This window comes from Paenibacillus mesophilus (assembly GCF_005938385.1).
GTDB lineage: Bacteria > Bacillota > Bacilli > Paenibacillales > NBRC-103111 > Paenibacillus_AB > Paenibacillus_AB mesophilus.
Window position 1 is genome coordinate 95,633 of sequence record NZ_VCRA01000018.1, and the last position, 22,592, is coordinate 118,224.

Sequence of the window (22,592 nt, forward strand, 5' to 3'; positions counted from 1 at the left end):
AAGGACTGCGTGCAGTTCCGTCGAAAAGTGTAGTATTCGATATCGGCTACGGAAAATCCTCTTTTTTTCCGTCCGGATGATTCGATACCGTTCAGCGCCGCCGGATCGGGCGGTCGCCGAGCAAGTAGTCGCGGTCCGCATCGACGGCCGTCATTTTCTCGCGGCAGCAAGGAAATACGATCAGCCGCTTGCGGCCTTCGCGAATCGGAGTCAAGTCGGCCGTGCGAAGCGGCAGCAGGACGTTCCTTTCGCCGCAATAGGGACATTCGATCAAATAGACGTCTTTCCCGATCGTTTCGTATGGCAGCGTATTTTCGAATGGAATCATGGGCGGGCTTACTCTTTCCGTTCCGTGGACGGGTCCGGGTTTCCGCTCGTCTCGGACTTGGCCATCTCGGCCAGCTTCTGGATCAAAATGTGCTGGGGCATATGCATGAGCCGCTCGATCGGCACTTTCAGCGCTTCGGCCAGCTTGATTGCGGTTTCAGGCGATATTTGCAACGGTCTCATCAGTTCGTTCCTCCGTGTTCTCATAAATAGCGCAAACATGAGGCGCTTTACCCATTATACATCAGAATGGCCGCCGCACGAATAATGTCCGTTTCATAATTTGACCGAAATATGGTTTAATGTTCCTATAACCATGTACAGGAGGGTGAGAACGCCATGCCACAGCCATACAGTGTCGTTTGGGATCTGGACGTCTTCTTTCCGGGGGGCAGCTCGTCCGCCGAGTTCGGACAATTTCTCGAGCGGATCGAACAGGAGGTCGAGCAGCTTCGCGGGTCCGTGCAGGCCGTATCCGGGCAAAGCGAGTCTCCCGGTATCGAAACGCTGTCCGAGCTGGTCGGACGGATGCAGAGCATTACGCTCATGCTGCGCGAAGCGGATTCGTTCGCGGGCTGCCTGGCCGCAGAAAACCAGCACGACAAAAAAGCGGTGCAGTTGAACGGGCAAATCGCCTCGATCGGCGCGGCTTTCTCTTCCGTTCTGACCCGGTTCGATCAGCTGCTCCGACTGATTCCGGACCCGGCCTGGTCCGCGCTGCTTGAATCGGATACGTTCCGCTCGATCGCCTTTCCGCTCGACGAACGCCGCAAGCTCGCTTTGGAGAAGCTTTCGCCGGAGCAGGAATCGTTGATCGGGGATTTGGCCGTGGACGGCTATCATGGATGGGGCGAGGCTTATAACACCGCGGTCGGCAAGTTCAGCATCGCGTTCGAGGACAATGGCGAAACCGTCCATTTATCGGCCGGGCAGGCGGCCAACAAGCTGCACAGCCCGAACCGGGATGTTCGGACCCGCCTATTCGCGGAATGGGAGAAGGCATGGGGAGAATCCGCCGATTATGCCGCCGACGCCCTGAACCGGCTTGCGGGCTTCCGTATCCAAGTTTACAAACACCGGGGCTGGGACCGGATATTGAAGGAACCGCTCGATATCAACCGGATGTCCGAGAAGACGCTCCAAGTGATGTGGGAAGTAATCGACCGGAACAAGGCACCGTTCGTCGCCTATTTGCAGCGCAAAGCGAAGATGCTCGGTCTCGAATCGCTCTCTTGGCACGACGTGGACGCACCGGTCGGTCAAGCGGCCAAAGAAGTGTCGTTCGACGAGGCGGCCGGCATGATCGTGGAACAGTTCCGCAAGTTCAGCCCGAAGATGGCCGAATTCGCCGAGATGGCGTTCGACAACCGCTGGATCGAAGCGGAAGACCGTCCGGGCAAACGTCCGGGAGGATTTTGCACGTCGTTCCCGATCAAAGGGCAGACCCGCATCTTCATGACGTACGCCAATACCGCTTCCAATGTCGCTACTTTGGCGCATGAGCTCGGGCACGCCTACCATCAGCATGTGATGAACGATATGCCGGCTCTGGCGCAGGAATACGCAATGAACGTCGCCGAGACGGCGTCCACGTTCGCGGAGATGATCGTTGCCGATGCCGCGGTCAAGCAGGCTGCCTCCGACGAGGAGCGGCTGACGCTGATCGAGGACAAAATTCAACGGTCCGTCGCCTTCTTCATGAACATCCATGCGCGCTTCTTGTTCGAAACGGAGTTCTACGAGCGGCGCAAAAAAGGACTGGTCGGCACGGACGAGCTGAACGAGCTGATGACCGATGCCCAAAGACGCGCTTACAAGGACGCTCTGGGCGAGTACCATCCGCATTTCTGGGCGTCGAAGCTGCATTTCTACATAACGGGCGTTCCGTTCTATAATTTCCCGTATACGTTCGGCTATTTGTTCAGCTCGGGCATCTATGCGGTTGCGCAGCAGGAAGGCTCCGGCTTCGAGGACAAATATATCGCCTTGCTCCGCGACACGGGGAGCATGACGGTCGAGGAGCTTGCCCGCAAACATCTCGGGGTCGATTTGACCAAGCCGGATTTTTGGCAAAGCGCGGTCGACTTGGCCGTCGAAGACGTAACGCAATTTCTGGCTATGACCGAATAAATTTTTTCGATTCCCCTCTTTCCCCCTTCGCCAAGGGGGAGGACTTGGGGTTGCACCCCAAGACCCCGCATGTTTACGTGTCAGTTACGGGGCCGTCTTCGGAACATCGTTAGTTTTTGGATCGCTTTTCGTCGAAGGAAGGAGGATCGTCGATCCACCTTCCTTCGACCCGCTTCATGCAGTGCTCTTCCTATACGTTGCGCCCTCTATTCGTTCCTTCTACTTTGTACGCGTAATTCAAACAATCGTTTGTAGAGGCGCCTCATGACTCTGTCATGAAGCTCTCTTTCGAGATCAAGTTCACTAAAAAGCGGCCATGCGGGCTTACGCCGGCACAACCGCTCTCTTTCCTTCCTTATAATCGAAAAATCTGGATCGTCCGCTGAAGCTGGCCGGCCGTTTGCATCATCTGCTCCGATTGCTGGACCAGCGCGTCAACGACGGCGATCTGCTCGTTCATGGACGCCGACACTTCCTCCGTACCGGCGGCGGACTGCTGCGTAATCGCGGCGATATTTTCCATCGTGGATGAAATCATCGTGGCGCTTTCGAGCATCAGATCGCTTTCTTTAGCGAACTGGGTAATCGTCTCGGCGATAAATTCGATGCTGCCCACGATCTGCGCAAAAATCGCTTCCGTCTCGCGGATAAGCGTCGTTTGCGTCTGCACGATTTCCTGGTTGGCGGCCATCTGGTGCAGGGCAAGCACGATCCCCTGCTCGATGCTGCGCACGAGGCCGAATACTTCCTTCGTGGAGGAGGTCGATTCCTCCGCAAGCTTCCGCACTTCCTGTGCGACGACCGCAAAGCCTTTGCCGTGCTCGCCCGCTCTTGCGGCCTCGATGGAAGCGTTCAGTGACAGCAGGTTCGTCTGCTCGGCGATTTCCGATATCGTCTTCGTAATGCGGGAGATGCCCTTGGCCTGCTCCGCGAGCTGGTCGATCGATTCGGAGACGGTCGTGGTCGCTTCGACGTTGCGCTTCATGCCTTCGTTTTGGCTGAAAACCGCTTTCTGCCCTTGCTCGACGAGCCGGATCATCACTTCCGACTTGTCGTTCATTTCTTTGGTGGAATGCGCGTAAGAGGTCACCTTCTGATCGATGTCTTTAATCGCCGCGGCAATGCTCGTAATTTCCTCGGTAATTTTGACCGATCCTGCGGCAAGCTCGCCCGCCGAGTGCGTCACTTGACTCATGACTTCCTTCAACAGCCGGTTTTTGTCGCTTCCTTCGCGGCTCGTATCGACAACGGAGCGGGTAATCGTCGTCGTTTCGTTCAAGATGCCGCGAAGTTTGTCGATCATCTGGTTGAACGTCTTGCCGAGCTCGCCGAGCGCGTCGTTCGAATCGACTTGCGCCTTCATGGAGAAATCGCCCCTCGCGATGTTGAGCGCGATGCGGGACATGTTCTCGATCGGCGCTGTAAGCGCTCTCTCCAGCCAGCCGACGAAAGGGATGCTCGCGCCCGCGAGGATGAGCACGGTCAGCAGCGAGCCGACGAACGAAGCGTCCGAAATCCAGGCCATGAACAGGATAACTAAAGAAAAGACCGCCACGATCGTATAGCAGCCGATCTGCAGCTTCTTTTTGAACGATAAAGCCTGGAGTTTGTCCATCATCAACTTGAACCCTCTTCCATATTTTGATAAGTACGATTATATCATGTCGAACTTTATCGGTCTATCGACTTATGTCAATACAGTGTCAAAACTTAGTCCCAATTACCCTAGAGGATGTCGTTCCGCATGCTTATAATAGTCGTACAGGCACCCCCATAAATCGGCAGGCCGTCCACGAATATGTGTGTGAGCAACGGATGGGAGAAATGAGGGATACGAATGTCACTGGCCAACTGCAAACATTGCGGGCAGCTGTACGTGCAGCAGAGATCGTCTTACTGCGCGAAATGCCAGGAGCTGCATGACGGTTATTACTTGACTATGCGCAACTACTTGAAGACGAATCCGCGGAGCACGGTTCTCGACATCCACGAACATACCGGCATTCCGATATCGAAAGTATTGGAAATACGCAATGAAACTTACGTTCCGTTCGGTCAGTAAGTTGCTGCAGCGCGTGAACTACACTTAGCGGCCCCCAAGCAGTGGGGTTGAATACAGACAAGCTTGTTCCGAGCGGGGGACAGGCTTGTTTTGCTGCGCTAACAAGAGAATATGGAGCTTGGCTGCAGAAATATGGCGAAAAAAGGGGAAATAGGTCCATCATCCTATAAAAGTGGTTGATTTTGTAAATTGTTGTTGAAAAATGTGTGAATTGTCAGTATAATGTGACTTAAGCACCACGAATTTACACCATAAATTCCAAATTTTGATAATGGAAGGAGGGAATTCATGATCGTCGATCAGCTGTCTTTGTCCCGGCAGCTGGACATGGTATTCAAAGAACTGCAACTAGAGCTGTCCGAGCTGTGTTCCGGGACCATTTTCGTTCAAATCCGCAACAATCTCATTGGAAAATTCGGGGTGCGCCATCTTCCTCTAGAAGGAATGGACGGCCAAGTCGAACCAAAGGCATCGGGATTGACAGACATTCAGCAGCGCGCCCTGCGCAAAATGGCACTCGATGCTCTCAAGTACAAGACGAACTGGACTCACGGCGAGATCAATTTCGATTTCACCGTACGTCAAAGCAAGCTATGCACGAGCGTTCAGTTCGAGTCGAACTATAATATGTCGAATTTGCTCGTGCGCAAATCGAACTAATCCATCCTCTTATCCCTTATTCCTACAATTCAATCGAAAAAAATCCGGCCTGACGCTTAGCGTCAGGCCTTTATGCTTGGGTCAATCGTGGGAGGAGCCCGTCTTCGCAGCGCCACGGCCGGTAGTTATCGGCAGTACGGACACTTGCTCGCACAGCTCCTTCTCGTCGATCAGTCCGGACCAATACTTTTTGAGCAGCTGCCTCAAGCCGTTGAAGGCGGACGTATTCAGGTTCAGCTCCCGGTGAAGCCGGTACGACGCCATGATTTCGCGGAACAAATAATAGCGGGACGGCCGGTTCATGCCTTCCTCCGGGTTACCCTTTCCTTCCGCCGTTGCCTTATGGGCGGGAAGGCTGAGCGTCCGTTCGCGGATGATCCGGTGAGCCCTGGCGGAGGCGAGATAATCGGACAGCAGCCGGGCTGCGTCCGCCTGCTTGGAGCTGGCGGAGACGGCGACGCCGATGACGTTCAGCAGCGCCCGCGGCTCGTACATATACGGAAGCGGAGAGATATCGTATTCGAGATCCGTGTCTTTGAAATCGTTGATCGTCATGTAGTTGGTCATAATCATCGACACTTTGCCCTGCTTGAACAACTCGTTCACATCGTCGCTGTTCTCGGATAAATAGCTCGGAAAAATGGCGCGGTCGGAAATGATCCTTTTGCACAGCCTTATGCTCGTCAGCATCCGGCTGTCGGCCAGCCGGAATGTGCCGTCGACGCCGGGCTCGAACCGCTCGCCGCTCTGCAGCAGGAAGGCCGGCCAGCGGTTGTCGGACAGCGTATAGAAATAAAGTCCGTGGCGAAGCCCGGGCTCCGTCAAAGCCGCAGCGTGAAGCATTGCGTCCTCCCATGTCCAGCTGCCGTCCGGCTCCGGTACCCCGGAATCGCGGAAATGGGCGCGGTTGTAGGCGAGAATAATCGGCGAGAAGACGAGAGGCCTGGCGTAACATTTCCCCTCGTGCACGAACGCCTCCTGGGAAGAGCGGTACAGGTGCGGATCGGCAGGAAGCGGCTGAAGCACGGATACGTCTCCATCGTCGATGATGCTCTGGAAATCGAGGTTGTTGAGCGTGAAGACGTCGATCAATCCGTTCTCCATATATTCTTTGACCGCGCTTAAATAGTTCGAGGCGGATTTCACCTGCAGCGGTTTGACGCGGATCGAAGGGTACAGCTTATGGAAATCGTCGAGCAGGGCGGAAAGGGCGATATCCCGTTCGATGGACGAGGTAAGCCCGAGCGTGAGCGCGATCGACGATCCCGGAGCGGAATCCGTCACTCGGCTGCCCACGCGGTCGAGCTTGACGATCAAGCCTTCCGCGATTAACGTTTCCAGCCCTTTGCGGACCGATTTGTTGCTCAGACTGAACTGTTCCGTCAATGCTTTCTCCGAAGGAAGATAATCGCCGGGGCCGTATGTGCCGTTCATGATGTCCGCACGGAGAATGTCGATCATGCGCTTCAGCCGGGAGTCGAACGATTTGCGGCTCGGTTTGTCGGTGTCATTCATGGGGAGCAACCTTTCCGGATGAGTGTGATGATAGTATCATATCGAATCCTGTCCGAAATGTACAGCAATCTGATGTATAAGATCGGCAGCGCGGAGCGGCCCAAATATAAATTAAATAATGATTGACAGTCGTTCCATGTCGTATGTATGATAAAAGCGAAAAATGTACATCAAGTTATACAGCAATTAGGTAATTATTTTAGAATCTTCGCAAGATGTACAGCAGTTTATCGAAGCTGCACGATTATTCCGGACAACGGAAGGGAGCCAAACACGATGAGTACAATTAAAGTGGGGATTATCGGCTGCGGAAACTTGGGTAAAACGCATGCCAAATGCATAGCCGAGCTGGAGGGAATGGAAATCGCGGCGTACTGCGACGTGTTCGAGCAAAGCGCACAGGCGATGCTTGAGCAATTCGGGGGACAATATGCGACTTCGGATACGGATCGCTTCTTTAACGACCCGTCGCTGGATGCGATTTACGTAACGACCCAACACGACACGCACGCGGAATATTGTATCCGGGCTCTGAATGCGGGCAAGCACGTTCTGGTCGAAAAACCGCTCGCCATGACCAAGGAAGATTGCCTCCTCATCGGGGAAGCCGTAATCCGCAGCGGCAAGAAGCTGTTCACGGCGTTCAAAATGAGATACTATGAGCTGCTCTGGAAAGCGAAGGAGCTGATCCCGCAGCCGGTCGTCGTGACGATGCAGATGATGGACAACCGCTGGGGCAACACGGCATGGCCGAACGACCCGGTCAGAGGCGGCGGCAACGTGCTCAGCCAAGGATGCCATTCCGCCGATATTTTGCGTTTCGTAGCCGGTGGAGAGCCGGTTGAGGTTTACGCCGCAGGAGGCAACTATTACCAGCCGACCGGAGTCGTCGACAATATGGTAGCCGTATTCCGGTTCGACAATGGAGCGGCCGGCAATTTGGTGCAGGGCGATTGCAATTGTCCGCCGTTTACGAGCAAATTTTTCATGCAGCTGTTCGCCGAGAACAAGGCGATTACAATCAACGACCGGCTGACGACGCTGACTTATACGGAAGCCGGTAAGGAGACTCAAGTGTTCAAAGGAACCGAATCCGGATTTCTGGAGGAGAACAAAGCGTTCCTTCGCTGTCTGCAGGAGGATACGCCTCCGCCGATCGACCACGTGGACGGCTTGTATGCGACTCTGATGGTGCTGCAGGCGTTCGAATCGTTGCGCAGCGGCAAGCCGGAGCCGATCAAATCGGTCGTGGAGCAGGCCGTATCCTCCATTCCGGGCAAGGTACAGGCATGATCCGGGTCGCGAAGACGAAGCATACGGTGCAAAACGAGCCGCTCCTTTCCCCGTTCGGGTTCAAAGGCGCGTACTTGTCCGAGCTGTGGCAGTCGGTCACCCTGCTCACGGGCGCCGACGGATCGGTCGGGATGGGCGTCGGCGTCCAAAGCGTGCTTTGGTCGGACGCCCGGGTATTCGTCCGGTACGGGGAAGTCGCAGGCAACGAGCTGATGGCCAATATGACCCGCAGTGCGCTTGCGGGTTTGGAGAAGGCCGAATTTGAGACTCCGTTCGAGCTCTTGGAGCAGCTTTTCCCTCAGGTGCTCGCCTATGGCAAGAAATCGATCGGCCTGCCCGATCTGAGAAGCACTTTCGCGCTGAACTCGCTCGTCACCGTCGATCATGCCGCATGGGGATTGTTTGCGAAGAACAAAGGGCTCCGTTTCGGAGAGCTCGTCCCGGAAGCTTACCGGTCGGCTCTGTCCGAGAAGCAGACGCGGCTCGGCAGCATCCCGCTTATTCCGTACGGCATGTCCGAGGACGATATCGCGAAAGTGCTGGACGACGGATATTTTTTATTGAAAATAAAAGTCGGCGCCGATCCGGATCAGGACGGCAGCCAGAGCAAAATGCTGGAATGGGATTGCCGCAGGCTGTCGCAAATTCACGAGATCGCCTCGCGGTACGAAACGGAGCATACGTCGAGCGGGAAAATCGCGTACTATTTGGACGCGAACGGCCGGTACGACGGGAAAGACCGCTTGCTCCGCCTGCTTGAGCATGCCGACAAGATCGGCGCGCTCGAGCGGATCGTCCTGTTCGAGGAGCCGTTCCCGGAAGAGGTGAAGACGGACGTATCGGACGTTCCGGTACGTCTCGCCGCCGACGAGAGCGTGCATGATACGCACGACGCGCTGGAAAGAATCGAGCTCGGCTACGGGGCACTGGCGCTCAAGCCGGTAGCCAAGACGATGAGCATGAGCCTGAAAGTAGCGAAGATCGCCCGGGATAAAGGCATCCCATGCTTCTGCGCCGACTTGACGGCGAATCCGGTTCTCGTCGACTGGAACAAAAACTTGGCGGCCCGGCTTGATCCGATTCCCGGCCTGAAGGTCGGCGTCATCGAGACGAACGGACACCAAAACTACCGCAACTGGGAGCGGATGAAAAGCTGGCACCCCCGCGCCGGTGCAGACTGGATCGAGGCGGACAAAGGGATTTTCCGGCTGAACGGCGGCTTCTACGAAACGGACGGAGGCGCTCTGGAAACAGGGGCCCACTATGAGGCATTATGCGAAGGAGGACAACCCGGATGACAAGTTTGCGCATCGGTCTCGTAGACCTTGATACGTCTCACCCGGTCAGTTTTATCCCGGTTTTGCGGGAAATGGGGCATGAAGTAGCGGCCGTGTATGACGGAGGCGTCATTAACCCTGAAGGCTTCGCGGAGAAATTCGCGAAGGATCACGGCATTCCGAAAGTATGCGCGACTGTGGAGGACATGGTCGGGCTCGTCGATGTGGCTCTTATTCACAGCTGCGATTGGGATCTGCACATCGAGCGCGCCAGGCCGTTCGTCGAGGCGGGCAAAGCGGTCTTTATCGACAAGCCGCTGGCCGGCAACGTCCGCGATTTGAAGCAAATCGTGAAGTGGGTCCAAGAAGGCGCCCGCATTACGGGCGGATCTTCATTGCACTGCTGCGTCGAGGTGCGGGAATATAACGCGCTTGGCATTCCGAAGGAAGAATGGGTGTACGCGCTCGCCGGCTGCGCCGTTGACGAGTTCAACTACGGCATCCACGCTTATTCGATGCTGCACGGCATAATGGGTCCCGGCGTCCGGCATGCCCGTTACCTCGGTACGGGAGGCGGCCAGCGCCAGATGGAGCTGACTTGGGATGACGGCAGACGCGGTATCGTAAGCGTAGGGAAAACGGCCGGATATTTGCCGTTCTATGCGAACGTCGTGACGCAGAAGCGCGTCGATTATATCAAGGTCGACAACGGGAAGCTGTATCGGGCGCTTTTGGAGACGATACTGCCTTATTTGGCGGGCGAAGCACCGGCTCCGATTGCGATCGAGCAGCTGGTCGAGGTGGAGCTGTCCGCAATCGCGGCAAAATTATCGTACGAGCAGGAAGGCGCCGCCGTCGCGTTGAATGAAATACCCGACGATTACGCCGGGTATGACGGTGCGGCCTTTGCCGTATCGTATAAGGAATTGAAGTACCCTAAGGCGAAATAATCGGAGAAACTGGGGGTACGCGTATGGATTTGGTTACGTACTATCTTGATCGTCCGATCGTGCTGAAACGAGCGGTCGATATCGCGCGTCCGGCCGGCGCCGCTAAGGATACGGCGCTATTCTACGTCCACGGGGGCGGCTGGCATGCGGGTGCGCGAGATGCGTTCCATCATCATCTGGAGCATTATTCGGCTCAAGGGTATTGGTGCGCGAGTGCGGGGTATAGGCTCGCTCCGCAGGCCAAATGGAACGTGCAGCTTGCCGATGTCATGGAGAGCTATGACCTTTTCGTTCATCAGCTCGCGGAGCAGGGGGCGGATATACGCCGCATCGTCGTTATCGGCAGCTCGGCCGGCGCGCATTTGGCTTCGCTGCTCGCCTTGATGGAGCCGGAGGAAGTTGGGGTGCCGGTACGTTTGTCGGGCGAGTGGAGGAAGCCGGATGGTTGCGTCTCCATCAACGGGCCGGCAACGCTGGAGGAATGGCCGGATATGGACGCGGCGATCCGGGTCGACATCGAGAAGGTGATCGGGGTTCCGTACGGGGAACCGACCGACCAGTTCGCCAAAGCGTCTCCGGACCGGTATGTGAAGCCGTCGGGACCGTCCTTTTTATTTTTCGTCGTCGAGCATGAGAAGTTTTTCCCGCACGAGTATATTTACCGGATGAGCGACAGCATCAAGTCGGCCGGATGCTCGTCGGAGGTCGTATACTGCGATGACGCGCAGCACGGCTTTTTCTACGGGGTGGCGGGTCCGCTGCAGAAGAAGGCGATGGTCAAACTGGAAGAATTCCTCTCGCGCCTATGATGCGGCCATACGATTTGCTGCTGCCGCCCGTCCTTTACGCCGTCGTTGGGCATGAAATGAATTTGTATTTCGACAACCTGATCGCGGGGGAAAGCTCGCGCTACGATTTCGACGTGCACGCCGGGATCGGCCGCCACCGCAACGATCGTTGGACGTGCGTGCCGGAACAGCCGGGCGACTACCCGCTGACCGTGGAAGTTTACTCGGAAGAGGGAGACCTATTGGCCGCGGCTCATACCGTCATCCGCGTAAAAGCGGCGGGCTCCGCCCCGGGGGGCGGCAGGCGCGTGCTGTTTATCGGTGACAGCACGACGGCGGCCGGACAGTATACGGGCGAATTGCTTAGGCTGTTCGCTACGGATGGCTCCGGGGTTACGCTGTTCGGGACGAAAGGTACGGCTCCCAATTCTTTTGAGGGCCGCGGCGGCTGGAAAGTCGACGATTATTTCCAGAAGGCGGAAAGCCCGTTCGTGTTCGAAGACAAATACGATTTCGCCCGCTACATGGCGGAGAACGGGTATGCCGGGCTTGACGACGTCTGCATTCATCTAGGTATCAACGATGCGTTCAACGAAACGGAAGACGTCGGCGTGGAAGGGCTGCTGGCCCGGAAAATGCCGATGCTGGAGCAAATGATCGAGGATATCCATCGTTTCGATGCCGGTATCCGCATCGGGATGATGCTCGTCATTCCGCCGTCTAGGACGCAGGACAGCTTCGGCAAAAACTACGGCGCCGGACAAAGCCGCAGACGGTACAGGCGCAATTGGTATTTATGGAATCGCGAGCTGATGAGCCGCTTCTCCGGCCGTTCCGGCATCGAGCTTATTCCGCTTCACGTCAATCTCGATACGGCGCGCAATATGCATACGGAAGTGACGGCGGCGAATGCCCGCAACGCGCGGCTGGAAGAATGCCAGAGCAACGGCGTGCATCCTGCCGTCGAAGGCTACAAGCAGATGGCTGACGTCTTGTTCGCTTGGCTGAAGGAGTAGAAAGGGTAAGAGCCGTTCCGTCATCATGATCGGATGATGCGGAACGGCTCTTCGCGTTCTTTCGCGATTAACCGCGATCTTCCCGATCGAACAGCAGGCCGCACAGCTCCAGGCTTTTGTCCACGAAGAGAGGACCGGCCTCGGTATCCAGAAAGCTGCTGTACAGCGTTCTTCTGACCTCATACCCGCCTTCCCGAAAAGCTTCCGGTGTCGGGATATAGCCGGCGTAGCCGTTCGTCAGCGTGCACATGCATGTGCCCTTGGCGCCGAACGGGGACTTGCTTTTGACGTCCAGCCCAAGCCGGACAAACAGCTCTCCGGGATTGCTGATCCAGACCGTGTCTCCTATGCGAAATGCGCTTATGTCGTAAGTATGGGTGTCCCACTCCGTATGCCCTTGCAGACGATCCCGAATTCCCGCATAAAATCCGTCAAACGCCGTCCCTGATCCTCCGAAGCACCCGTCATCGGTATGGTCGATCGGTTGAAGCGGGCGCTCGGCGATGGAGACTTCCGTATGAACGCAAGCCAGCGGGAGATCATCCCGCATCGTTATCGCTTCGCTCATACGCACCAGACGCTCCCCCAGCACGTCCGCGATTCGCCTAGCTTCCTCGAGACCGGACGTTTGCTTCGCATTCCGGTAATCCAGCCAATTCACATCGCCGCTCGCGCCGGCAAGAAACAGCACCGGGCACTCCGCCCCCAGTCCGGATTGCATGACCTCTTCCAGAAAGCCCGAAATATCGGAATGAAGCTGTCTTCCGCCTCCGGCGTTGTTATGAAGCGGAAAGTTGACGACAAGCCCAACCGTTTTGCCCGACAAATCTTCAGCCCGAATGAGAAACACATCCGGATCTACCGGTCCGTCCGAACGGCAGTCGCTCAAGCTGGCTTTGCCTATAAAATTCATGACGATTCTCCCGTCCGGCCGTTTCAGCCGACGGTTGAACACGAGGCTGGGCTCTTCGCCGACCGCTACGCCGATGCGTGCGGGAACGCGCGTTTCATCCGCCTCGACGATCGAGGCGACCAGCTGATCCTCCATAAATGGAATGTAACCGCTCCCCGCCGGCACGGATTCATCGTTCAGCGGAGTCACGACCGGCCCGTTATGCGTATGGGTCGCGCCGATCATGACAGCCTCCGCCGGTATCCCGAGCCGCTCCTGTACGCGGGTGCGAACGCTGCGGGCCGTTTCATTCGGGATTACGGCCACATCGACCGCGCAGAAAACAAGCTTTCGGCCCGCCGATTCGAGCACGATCGACCTCGCCATCAGCCGGGCCGCTATGCCGGTAGAGACAACCCGGACGATCGATCCGGCCAAATCGCTCCCCGAAGGGGGCGTGATGTCCCGTACGCCCGTTCCTGCAAAAGTGCCTGTTTGTCTATGACTGCCATCCATCCGTGCAACTCCTGCCTTTCTCCGCCTAATTTGATTTCTCTCCCGAACCAGGAGGGGTTCTCTGCGTCTACTTCTTAGCATAAGGGGTAATCGGACCATGCGCTTTGCACGGAAAGCCATATTTTTTGTCATTGCGATCGGCCGTACCAAAAGTACAACTTTCTTGTCGGATAGTCCAAAGATTTTCTCCGCCCGTCGCGTATATGATAAGGTTGGGATACTAATGTTTACGAGTGGGGAGTGGAGCGGTATGCTGCAATGCGGAGTGAGCGAGTTGGATATTACCCCGTCGCTCGGAAGTACGATGCCCGGTTATTTCAATGACCGGAAATCGACGGGGGTGATCGATAGGCTGTATGCGAAGGCGCTCGTCGTCGACCAAGATGGAAGCGCTGTCGCGTTTGTCGTGCTCGATACGATTCTGGTGCCGAGACGGGTAGTCGAGGACGTTCGCGAGAGAGTCGGGCGGCTTACCGCCATCCCGCCGGAGAGGGTCATGATTTCGGCGACGCATACCCATACCGGACCTGCGGTCGCGACCACGACTTTCTTGAATGCGGACGAGGCTTATTTGGACTGGCTCGCCGTGAAAGCGGCGGATGCCGTCGTACTCGCTTACAGGAGCAGGAGGGAAGCCCGCATCGGCTTCGGAGCGGGGCATGAGGCGGACATCGCCTTTCATCGCCGTTTCTTCATGAAGGATGGAACACTGCGGACAAATCCCGGAATCGGCAATCCGGATATCGACCGCCCCGCCGGACCGATCGATCCCGAGGTCGGGGTCATCCGGATCGACGATGCGGAAGGTCGTCCGATGGGCGTAGTTACCAACTATGCGGTACATACCGATACGGTCGGCGGGACGGAATATTGCGCCGATTTTCCCGGAGAACTATCGGCCTATTTGAAGAAAGCGCTCGGCGAGCAGACGGTCAGCCTGTTCATGATGGGGGCAAGCGGGAACATTAACCACTACAACGTGCTGAGCGGACGAAAGGAAGATTACGCGAAGCCGTCCCGCCACTATATCAAGATGGGTCGGATTCTCGCGGGCGAAGTGTTGAAGGTCAGGGAGAAGATCCGTACGTCCGATGAAGCGAAGGTAGAGGAACGGAATGCCTCGGTTACGCTGCGCTACCGTCAGCCTACCGAGGAGCAGATTGAGACGGCCCGCGCCAATCTTGCCAATTTGCCGGAAGGAAATGTGGAGCGCAATTTCGCCAAAGAACTGCTTGAGGCAGCTAGACGCGGAGAAGGGACGACGGAAGCCGAAATTCAGACGATTACGGTCGGCGACGTGGCCGTCGTCGGGATACCGGCGGAACTGTTCGTTGAGTTCGGGCTGGACATCAAGGCGCGTTCGCCGTACGGCTTAACGCTGATCAACGAGCTGTGCAACGGCATCGTAGGGACGTATGTATGCACCATGGAGTCTTATAGGCTGGGCGGATACGAGCCGCGGATTACAGCGGGCAACCGGCTGCAGGAGGAGACGGGCGACATGTTCGTGGAATGCGCGCTGAAGCTGCTCGGGGAGCTGAAAGCCGGCGAAGGAATGTGAGGCGTGCGGTAAGCCGCCAGGGCGGGCGGAAATAGATGACGGAAAAGAGGAACAGGCGATGTCTTCCGGGTGGGAGACCCGCCTGTTTCTCTTCTTTTCCGAAGTGCGGGCGTGTCATGGTATAATGAAACGCGCGGACATATGAAAACCCGGCAACGCTGGATGTTCCAGCGCAGCCGGGTTTTGGTTAAGTATAGTTTAGCGGGTGAATTGGCTTCCACTCAGTTGTTGTTCAGCGATTTGAACAAGGCGACGAGTGATGTGCCCTCCGATCGCGCCGGTGTCACGGGTAGCCATGTAGCCCATGTAACCGTCTTGAGGGATTTGAATGCCGAGCTCTTGAGCTACCTCGTATTTCATTTGGTCCAAGGCTGCGTTTGCTTGAGGTACTACGAGCTGATTGCTGGAACGACTTTGTCCTGCTGCCATATTTATCACCTCCGTTGATACGTATTATAAACAGAAAATGAAAAAATACTCGTAAAAAAATTGGAAATTTGGACCAATTCGAAAATGGGATTGACTGCAGAAAAAAAAGGGAGGGGGGGAGCTCATGTTCGACTTGCAAGTGAACCGGCTGTCGTTCGATAAAGGACTGCAAATCGTACAGGCCGACGTACGCCTCGTCATTGACGGAGAGGCCGTAATCGAGGAGCCGATGTGCGTCGATGTAGGGCTGCCCGCGCTTCTGCTGAGCGGCTTGGAAAATATCACGCCTTACCGGTGGGCCGGGGCCGGGGAGTGGGGGAGAATGCCCTTCTTCGTATGCGGCTGCGGCGATCCCGAATGCCGGGCTTATTCGTTCCGGGTCAAGCATGTTAACGGGGAAGAGGCGGAATGGACGCTGGTGGAGGAAGCGGAGGACGGATCGTATCGCGAACACGAATCGTATGCCGTATCGCTGGCCGAGTGCAGGCGGCAGTTGATCGGACTCGGCGATACGTTTCTCGACTTCGTCGCTCCGCTCGACTACAGGCCGTACTTTGCCGATACGGTTCCGGTCGTGCGGGAGCTTGTGGAGCGGCTGAAGCGCGCAGATTCAAGGGAATAGGCGTATGGCGCCCGCTCGTAAGGCACAAGGCCGGTCCCGAAGTTCGGGGCCGGCCTTGAGTATAAGGATTATAATTTCGGTGTCCCCGTAAAGTACTTGGAATAAGCATCGGAGCAAGTTTCCGCTATACGGGGTTATCTTAAGGGTTTAGCAGCTTTCGAATCGTTTCGTCCGTCTGCAGCAAAGTGTCCAGCTTCTGACAGTTGTTTTCCGGCGATTCGATCGTCCAGCCGGCCACCTTCGTGCCGCATACGACGGCGTCTTTCAGCGGAAGGCCGTGCATGAGCCCCATCGACGTGCCCGAGAAGAAGGCGTCGCCCGCACCGCTCGTATCTTGTACGACTACGGGGAATACGGTCTGCGAGCCGAACTCGCCCGTCTCGGCATTAGCGTATAAGGAGCCTTGAGCTCCCAGCGTAACCACGAGAGCGGATAGGCCGTTTTGCCGCATATAGGTAAGCATCGCTTCTTTCTGTCCGGCTTCGTCCAGCTCGTGAACCGGCACTCCGATCAGCCGCTCCGCCTCTACGTGGTTGCAAATGAAGCAGGTAAGCGAGCTCATCAGCTCGGGATAGTTCAAGATGACGTCCAGGTTGCCGGGAATGCCGTAGACCGGCTTCCCGTAACGGCGAGCGAGCTCCAGCACCGTCTTGGAAATGTTCGCGTTCAGATCGAGCTCCAGCAAAATATGCGACGAGGACCGAACGATTTCGTCCCCATGCTCGTTGATCGTGCGTTCCATCGTGGAGAGGTCCGGCATTTGCGAGATCGAGCCCGCCAATTCCCCCGTCTGATCGAGCACGGCGAGCCACATGCCCATCCCTGCTTGTTCGGCCGAAGCGACGTACCGGGTATCCGCATTCGTCCGGTTCAGCCTGTCCACCACTTCTTGTCCGAGTCCGGTCGCATCGACCGAAGAGACGAAATGGGTAGGAACGCCCATTCTCGCCAAATTTTCCGCTACGTTCCGTCCGACGCCGCCGTGCACGAACTGGATTTTCCCCAAGTTTCGCCCTGTCGGGATATAAGCGTCTCTGGCAAAGCCTTTGCAATCGATAAAGATGGTTCCGATGACCGCTGCCGCTAAACTCATTGTCGGTTTTCTCTCCCTTTAGTTTCTTTCAATATCGAGCGCTATCGTAAGCTCCAGCTCGTCTCCCGGCTCGATCGCGCGCATGCCGGTCAAGGAGGAGGGCGATTCCAGATTCGGTGCGTCGGGCGTCCATGTCAGCGGCTCCACGCAGATTGTATCGTCCGCTTCGCCTTTCGTGTATACGACCCATTGGGTAAAAGGCTCGCTGCCGCGATACCGGATCGTATATCCCGGCTTGGACAATACGGCTTCCACAGGGCGATCGCCGATCCGGAACGCCATATCCATGTTCTGCCCTTTCAGGATAACGCCCTCGTTCAGCTTCTCGTACTTGCCGAGCGGCAGTCGGTTTCCTGTTGCCAGCAGCTCGTCGTTCAGCTCCCAAATGTCTTCGACCGGGAGCTTCAGCGTCCACGATTCGGGTTCGCCGTCGAGCATGAACCACGTATGCAGGCCGAAGCCGAACGGGGCCGGCTCCGCGCTGCCGTTGCGAAACGTAAACGTCTGGATGAGCGACGCCTCGCGAATTTCGGTGCGCAGCCGAACCGTCAAATCGTGCGGATACTGGTCTGCAAGCTCGGGAAAGTCGGCGGTGCGGAACTCCGTCGTAATCGAAGCGGAGTCGCCTTCCGCCGCCGTGTCGGTCACCCGCCAAGGTCTATGGCGCGCGAAGCCGTGAATATGATGCTGGCCGTCGGCCGTGTTTTTCTCGAATCGGTAAGTCCTGCCGTTGAACGGAAACGATCCGTTCCGGATCCGGCTCGGCGGAATAAGGACCGGGATGCCGTAATGGACCGATTTTTGACGCAGGGCTTCCACGCTGTCCGGTGCGCGAAGGACGTCGCGTCCGGCGACTTTATCCCACAGCCGGTACACGTTGCTGCCGATTTCGGGTATGACCGATAAAGTATAATTGCTATTCTCCAATGTATAGACGGCGGTGCCGTCCCACTGTTGCTGACGGATTGTTGCCATGGCGCGCTCGCTCCTTTTTCGGATCGGAATTCACGCCTTCCATTGTAGCAAACGGATAAGGGGCTGTCATTTATCAAATTTGCCGCACCGTCGCGAGCGCTGCCTCATCACGCACCGAAATCGTAATTCGGGTACACGTATTGTTCTTTCGGCGGCTGGATTTTTACGATTTGCTCCGCTTTGACAACCATAATCTCCGAGCCGTCGAACTTCGTCGTGCCGATCGTGCCGGTGATCTCGACCCACTGGTCGCCGGCGTATAGTCCCGCGCGGTCCGATTCGACCAGCACGCCGAACGGGGCGGCGTCGGCGGAGCAGCATTGGACGGAAAAACGTCCGATCACGAATTGGCGGGCATTCATCGTTTCGTCCCGGTAGACAAAGCCGCTCAGCTTGACTTTTTTGCCGGTAAATTGGCGGGCGTACAGATCGAGTGTCGTCAATGTTTCGATATACAGCTCTTCGGGAACCGCAACGACGTCCTGCTTATACAGCTTGCGGGCGTGCTTGGCGAATGCTTCGGTATAAGCATCGGACGGGAACAGCAATTCCAGCCGGGCGTCGGAAGCTGCGGCAGCGAATGTAGGGGACGGCGGCGAAGATGAAGGTCCGGACAGAGGAGATGACGTTTTGACGGCTGCCGCACTGTTCAGATTCATTCCTTTTTTGGCTGCAAGCGCGCTGCCTAGCGACGTATCCGGCATCAGAAACCCGAGCAGCAGAGGACATGCGAACAATCCGTATACGAGTGTGCTTTTCCAGATCGGGCCGGAATGGGAATGATCGTGTCCGCAGTCGCAGCTTTGGCGTTTTCCCGAGAAGGCCGATACGGCGGTATACAGCTGGTAAGCTCCGGCGGCGTACAGCCCGAGGGCGGACAGCTTGACGTAGAGCACCATCCGCGGGGAGATGTAATACAGAATCCGATCGGATTTGACCAGATAGGCGATGTAGACGGCGAAGCCGAACAATAGCAGCGCTTTGATCGAGGGATGAACCCAAGCTCCGTGATTGCTCATACGGCGGTTTTCAACTCCAATCGGCGAAGGGGGTATGGGTGGAACGAAGCCGGGCGGTTACAGGAAAGTCAGCTCGATTACTCGCGAGCCGACCAGAACGGCGATGGCAAGAACGGCAGTCAGCGTCAAGATGAACTTGACCCGGAATACGGACAGCAGCATGAGCGTGTTTTTCAGATCGATCATCGGACCGAATACGAGGAAGGTGAGCAGCGATCCGGATGTAAACGTGGTGGCGAACGATGAAGCGACGAAGGCGTCGGACGTCGAGCAGAGCGAGAGGATGTAAGCGAAGCCCATCATGAACAGGTGGGAGCTGATCTCCCCTTGCCCGATCGCGACGAGGCTTTCCCGGGTGACGACCGCCTGGATGATGCCCGTGAGCATGGCGCCGAAAATCAAATATTTGCCCATCTCGAAAAATTCGTCGGAAGCGTGGCTTAGCGTCGATAGCAGCTTGTTCGGATTGCCTGCCGTATGAATATGGCCGCCATGTTCATACGAATGACCTTGACTAGCCGGGAGCTCCGGACGAAGCGGATTGCGTTTCACGAAAGCGTACACGAGCAAACCGAGTGCGGCCGCAACGAGGAAGGCGAGTCCCATTCGCGAGTAAGCCATCTCCGGCCGGGAACGGAATGCCATATAGGTGGAGGCGTATACGACCGGATTGAGCACGGGACCGGCCAGGATGAACGTCACGGCGATGTAGACGGGCATTCCTTTGCGCATCAGCCTGCGTACGATCGGAATCATGCCGCATTCGCACAACGGGAAGAGGACGCCGAGCGAACAGGCGAACAAAACGCCGAGTACCGGATTCCGGGGCGTCCATCGGCGCACCGTCTGCTCCGACACGAACACTTGCAGCAGAGCGGAGAACACCACTCCGAGCAGGACGAACGGAACGGCCTCCAAAATGATGCTGATGAAAATCGTTTTGAAATTGGCCCATGGGAAAGCGGCGATGAAGGCGCTCATATCCGGCATGTCCCGGATGAGGATGAGCGCGAGTATGCCGAGGCACGCGAGCCCGGCTCCGAAAGGACCGTTTCTTAGCAGCGTATGCAAGCCTATTCCTCCTAATCCGAAGACAAACTTTATTTAAACGTATGCGGACGAGGGGCTCGTTAGGACATGTATTTGTGGTTGAGGGGCATGGCCAAAAAGCCCGCCGGCGCCTATCGGCAAGGCGCTAGCGGGCTTACGGCCGTTATGACCGCCCCAACCTCATTTGCGGTCTTTATAAATTTCTCTCATGACGTGCCGCAGCTCGGGTACGATGATCTTCGTCATCGCCAGCTTGACCGCGCCCGAGGAGCCCGGCATCGAGAATACGGCGGTATCGCCCCGCACGCCCGCGACGGCCCGGCTTAGTATGGCGGCAGGTCCGATATCCTCGGCGTAGCTCAAATAGCGGAATATTTCTCCGAAGCCGGGCATTTCCTTGTCAAGCGAATCGCGCACCGCTTCATAGGTCGTGTCGCGTTTCGCGATGCCGGTGCCTCCGTTCAGCAGGATCGCTTCTATCGCATCGTTCTCGGCGGATAGGCGCACGAGCTCGCGAATTTGCTCGTATTCGTCCTTGACGATGCGGTAACCGACGATGGAATATCCGGCCTCTTCCAATAATTGGCGCATGAGCCGGCCGCTCTTGTCCGTCTCTTCCGTACGGGTATCCGATACGGTGACGATCATGCAGCGTACGGACGACGGCGCTTCGTTGCGATGCTCCTCTACGGAGCGGATTTCTTCGGACATATGGGGGACTCCTCCTTGAACGCGAATTCGTATAAGATGAATATACCCGCTTACGCGGTCTGCGGACAAGCGGTGCGATTGCCGGCTTCCCTCTATGGGCATGGCTTGCGGCCATTTCCGGAATTGACTGCGGACGGCTTTGCTGGTATTATAAGTGTTATGCTGTAATCATGGAAACACTGCGGACCGGACCGCAAACTTTGCGGCTTTTTGGCGTTCGACTTGCAAAGGAGGTGTATACGATGCGCGTTATCGTCACTTTGGCGTGCACCGAAACAGGTGATCGCAATTATACGACTACGAAGAACAAAAAAACTCATCCGCAACGGATCGAGATGAAAAAATATTGCCCTCGCCTGAAGAAATACACTATTCACCGCGAAACCCGCTAATTCGGGAATGGGCAAGCGATGACAGGAGCAAGTAGGCATTCGTTAACCCGCTGCAGAGAGCCGGTGTAAGCTGTGAACCGGTGCGGAGCGAACGTCCGAATGGGTCCTGGAGCATGATGCCGAACCTGCGCCGGTATTCTCGTCCGGCGTATACAGTAGGCAGAACGGATGTTCCCCGTTATCGGAGCGACTAAGGTTTTCCGGCTGTTGCCTTGGAGCGGCGGCGGAAAACAAATTAGGGTGGTACCACGGCCTCTCGTCCCTTGCGACGGAGGTTTTTTGTTTTATCCAAGTAAAAGGAGGAGTCGACCGAATGAAAAGAGTATTGTCAGGCATCCAACCGAGCGGTCAGCTGACGCTCGGCAACTATATCGGCGCGATGAAAAATTTCGTCAAGCTGCAGCACGATCACCATTGTTTCTTCATGGTCGTCGATCTTCATGCGATCACGGTCCCGCAGGAGCCGGCAGCGCTGCGGGAGCAGAGCGAAGCGGTGGCCGCCCTCTTCATCGCCGCGGGCATCGACCCGGCGAAAGCGAGCGTCTTCCTGCAATCCCACGTTCCGGCACATGCCGAGCTGGGCTGGCTCATGACGACGCTCGTCTATATGGGTGAGCTGGAGCGGATGACCCAATTTAAGGACAAGTCGGCCGGGAAAGAATCGGTCGGTGCAGGCTTGTTTACGTATCCGGCGCTTATGGCTGCGGATATATTGCTCTATAATGCCGATCTCGTGCCGGTCGGAGACGACCAGAAGCAGCATCTGGAAATAACGCGCGATCTGGCGCATCGGTTCAACCAGCGTTACGGCGATCAGTTCATCGTTCCCGAGCCTTACATTCCACAGGTCGGAGCCCGCATTATGTCGCTCGACGACGCGTCCAAGAAGATGAGCAAGAGCAACCCGAATCCGGGCAGCTACATCGCCCTGCTGGACGAGCCTGACGTGATCCGGAAAAAAATAAGCCGGGCCGTCACCGATTCGGGCCGGGAAGTCAAGTTCGATCCGGCGAACAAGCCGGAAGTCAGCAATTTGATGAGCATCTACTCCCACTGCGCGAATGTAAGCATCGCAGAGATCGAAGCGAAGTACGAAGGACAAGGCTATGGGCCGTTTAAGAAAGATTTGGCCGAAGCCGTCGTCGGCACGCTGGAGCCGCTGCAGCAAAGATACAAGGATATCCGCGCCTCGGACGAGCTGAGGTCTATATTGCGTCAGGGCGCCGAACAGGCTGCCGAAATCGCCAACCGTACCGTGCGCGAGGCGAAAGAGAAGATGGGCTTCGTAATGCCGTAACCCGAAAAACCCGTAAG

23 protein-coding genes and 1 other annotated feature are annotated in these 22,592 nt (G+C 56.6%); of the genes, 12 read left to right on the forward strand and 11 right to left on the reverse strand.

The genetic code is table 11. The features are described from left to right. Window positions 1-91: 91 nt before the first annotated feature. The gene (locus tag FE783_RS26240; RefSeq protein WP_138882332.1) at window positions 92-328 is read right to left on the reverse strand and encodes a hypothetical protein; all 237 of its coding nucleotides are present in this window, start codon (window positions 326-328) and stop codon (window positions 92-94) included. An 8-nt stretch (window positions 329-336) separates the two neighbouring features. Further along, the gene (locus FE783_RS26245; protein ID WP_138882333.1) at window positions 337-510 is read right to left on the reverse strand and encodes a YycC family protein; all 174 of its coding nucleotides are present in this window, start codon (window positions 508-510) and stop codon (window positions 337-339) included. A gap of 156 nt (window positions 511-666) precedes the next feature. Between FE783_RS26245 and FE783_RS26250 the strand changes: the two genes are divergently transcribed. Continuing rightward, window positions 667-2,457: a M3 family oligoendopeptidase gene (locus FE783_RS26250; protein WP_138882334.1), complete on the forward strand. Its 1,791-nt coding sequence runs from the start codon at window positions 667-669 to the stop codon at window positions 2,455-2,457. Window positions 2,458-2,812: 355 nt separating this feature from the next. Here the strand turns inward: FE783_RS26250 and FE783_RS26255 are convergent, their stop codons facing one another. Beyond that, window positions 2,813-4,075 carry a methyl-accepting chemotaxis protein gene (locus tag FE783_RS26255; protein WP_338015906.1) on the reverse strand — a complete coding sequence of 421 codons (1,263 nt, stop codon included), beginning with the start codon at window positions 4,073-4,075 and terminating at the stop codon, window positions 2,813-2,815. Between the two features lie 219 nt (window positions 4,076-4,294). Between FE783_RS26255 and FE783_RS26260 the strand changes: the two genes are divergently transcribed. Together FE783_RS26260 and FE783_RS26265 are read left to right on the forward strand one after the other, a co-directional pair. After that, a complete protein-coding gene (locus FE783_RS26260) occupies window positions 4,295-4,519 on the forward strand; it encodes a hypothetical protein (RefSeq protein WP_138882335.1) in 225 nt (74 codons plus the stop codon). A 288-nt stretch (window positions 4,520-4,807) separates the two neighbouring features. After that, entirely contained in the window at window positions 4,808-5,179 is a 372-nt protein-coding gene (locus tag FE783_RS26265; protein WP_138882336.1) for an O-methyltransferase, read from the forward strand. An 81-nt stretch (window positions 5,180-5,260) separates the two neighbouring features. Here FE783_RS26265 and FE783_RS26270 read toward each other — a convergent pair whose 3' ends face one another. Continuing rightward, window positions 5,261-6,694, reverse strand: coding sequence for an extracellular solute-binding protein (locus FE783_RS26270; protein ID WP_138882337.1), 1,434 nt, complete (start codon window positions 6,692-6,694; stop codon window positions 5,261-5,263). A 276-nt stretch (window positions 6,695-6,970) separates the two neighbouring features. Between FE783_RS26270 and FE783_RS26275 the strand changes: the two genes are divergently transcribed. From FE783_RS26275 to FE783_RS26295, 5 genes are read left to right on the forward strand one after another with little or no spacing between them, the layout of a single operon-like run. Continuing rightward, the gene (locus tag FE783_RS26275; protein WP_158302035.1) at window positions 6,971-7,987 is read left to right on the forward strand and encodes a Gfo/Idh/MocA family protein; all 1,017 of its coding nucleotides are present in this window, start codon (window positions 6,971-6,973) and stop codon (window positions 7,985-7,987) included. Then, window positions 7,984-9,285, forward strand: a complete 1,302-nt coding sequence (locus tag FE783_RS26280; protein WP_138882339.1) for an enolase C-terminal domain-like protein — start codon at window positions 7,984-7,986, stop codon at window positions 9,283-9,285. The genes FE783_RS26275 and FE783_RS26280 overlap by 4 nt, the downstream gene beginning before the upstream one ends. Continuing rightward, window positions 9,282-10,214 carry a Gfo/Idh/MocA family oxidoreductase gene (locus tag FE783_RS26285; RefSeq protein ID WP_138882340.1) on the forward strand — a complete coding sequence of 311 codons (933 nt, stop codon included), beginning with the start codon at window positions 9,282-9,284 and terminating at the stop codon, window positions 10,212-10,214. The genes FE783_RS26280 and FE783_RS26285 overlap by 4 nt, the downstream gene beginning before the upstream one ends. 23 nt (window positions 10,215-10,237) lie before the next feature. After that, a complete protein-coding gene (locus FE783_RS26290; protein ID WP_138882341.1) occupies window positions 10,238-11,023 on the forward strand; it encodes an alpha/beta hydrolase in 786 nt (261 codons plus the stop codon). Beyond that, window positions 11,020-12,018 (forward strand): SGNH/GDSL hydrolase family protein, encoded by a 999-nt coding sequence (locus FE783_RS26295; protein WP_138882342.1) that lies wholly within the window; start codon window positions 11,020-11,022, stop codon window positions 12,016-12,018. Before FE783_RS26290 ends, FE783_RS26295 begins: the two co-directional genes overlap by 4 nt. 67 nt (window positions 12,019-12,085) lie before the next feature. Here the strand turns inward: FE783_RS26295 and FE783_RS26300 are convergent, their stop codons facing one another. After that, on the reverse strand, window positions 12,086-13,426 hold the full coding sequence (locus tag FE783_RS26300; RefSeq protein WP_158302036.1) for a neutral/alkaline non-lysosomal ceramidase N-terminal domain-containing protein: 1,341 nt from the start codon (window positions 13,424-13,426) through the stop codon (window positions 12,086-12,088). 250 nt (window positions 13,427-13,676) lie between these two features. On the opposite strand from FE783_RS26300, the gene FE783_RS26305 reads away from it, so the two are divergent. Beyond that, the gene (locus FE783_RS26305; RefSeq protein WP_158302037.1) at window positions 13,677-14,987 is read left to right on the forward strand and encodes a neutral/alkaline non-lysosomal ceramidase N-terminal domain-containing protein; all 1,311 of its coding nucleotides are present in this window, start codon (window positions 13,677-13,679) and stop codon (window positions 14,985-14,987) included. 198 nt (window positions 14,988-15,185) lie between these two features. On the opposite strand, the gene FE783_RS26310 is transcribed toward FE783_RS26305, so the two are convergent. Further along, the gene (locus FE783_RS26310) at window positions 15,186-15,416 is read right to left on the reverse strand and encodes an alpha/beta-type small acid-soluble spore protein (protein WP_138882345.1); all 231 of its coding nucleotides are present in this window, start codon (window positions 15,414-15,416) and stop codon (window positions 15,186-15,188) included. 124 nt (window positions 15,417-15,540) lie between these two features. On the opposite strand from FE783_RS26310, the gene FE783_RS26315 reads away from it, so the two are divergent. Continuing rightward, the gene (locus tag FE783_RS26315) at window positions 15,541-16,038 is read left to right on the forward strand and encodes a hypothetical protein (RefSeq protein ID WP_138882346.1); all 498 of its coding nucleotides are present in this window, start codon (window positions 15,541-15,543) and stop codon (window positions 16,036-16,038) included. Window positions 16,039-16,177: 139 nt separating this feature from the next. Here FE783_RS26315 and FE783_RS26320 read toward each other — a convergent pair whose 3' ends face one another. The 5 genes from FE783_RS26320 to FE783_RS26340 form a co-directional block, all read right to left on the reverse strand. Beyond that, window positions 16,178-17,131, reverse strand: coding sequence for a carbohydrate kinase family protein (locus tag FE783_RS26320; protein ID WP_138882347.1), 954 nt, complete (start codon window positions 17,129-17,131; stop codon window positions 16,178-16,180). A gap of 18 nt (window positions 17,132-17,149) precedes the next feature. Further along, complete coding sequence (locus FE783_RS26325) at window positions 17,150-18,106, reverse strand: aldose 1-epimerase (protein ID WP_138882348.1); 957 nt, start codon at window positions 18,104-18,106, stop codon at window positions 17,150-17,152. A gap of 107 nt (window positions 18,107-18,213) precedes the next feature. Beyond that, complete coding sequence (locus FE783_RS26330; protein WP_138882349.1) at window positions 18,214-19,125, reverse strand: TIGR03943 family putative permease subunit; 912 nt, start codon at window positions 19,123-19,125, stop codon at window positions 18,214-18,216. A gap of 57 nt (window positions 19,126-19,182) precedes the next feature. After that, the gene (locus tag FE783_RS26335; RefSeq protein ID WP_138882374.1) at window positions 19,183-20,115 is read right to left on the reverse strand and encodes a permease; all 933 of its coding nucleotides are present in this window, start codon (window positions 20,113-20,115) and stop codon (window positions 19,183-19,185) included. Window positions 20,116-20,355: 240 nt separating this feature from the next. After that, window positions 20,356-20,886: a MogA/MoaB family molybdenum cofactor biosynthesis protein gene (locus FE783_RS26340; RefSeq protein WP_138882350.1), complete on the reverse strand. Its 531-nt coding sequence runs from the start codon at window positions 20,884-20,886 to the stop codon at window positions 20,356-20,358. A 242-nt stretch (window positions 20,887-21,128) separates the two neighbouring features. Between FE783_RS26340 and rpmG the strand changes: the two genes are divergently transcribed. Next, window positions 21,129-21,278, forward strand: a complete 150-nt coding sequence (gene rpmG, locus FE783_RS26345; protein WP_138882351.1) for a 50S ribosomal protein L33 — start codon at window positions 21,129-21,131, stop codon at window positions 21,276-21,278. 9 nt (window positions 21,279-21,287) lie between these two features. Then, window positions 21,288-21,545: a binding site (T-box leader), on the forward strand. Between the two features lie 46 nt (window positions 21,546-21,591). Further along, window positions 21,592-22,575, forward strand: coding sequence for a tryptophan--tRNA ligase (gene trpS / locus FE783_RS26350; RefSeq protein WP_138882352.1), 984 nt, complete (start codon window positions 21,592-21,594; stop codon window positions 22,573-22,575). Window positions 22,576-22,592: the final 17 nt, after the last annotated feature.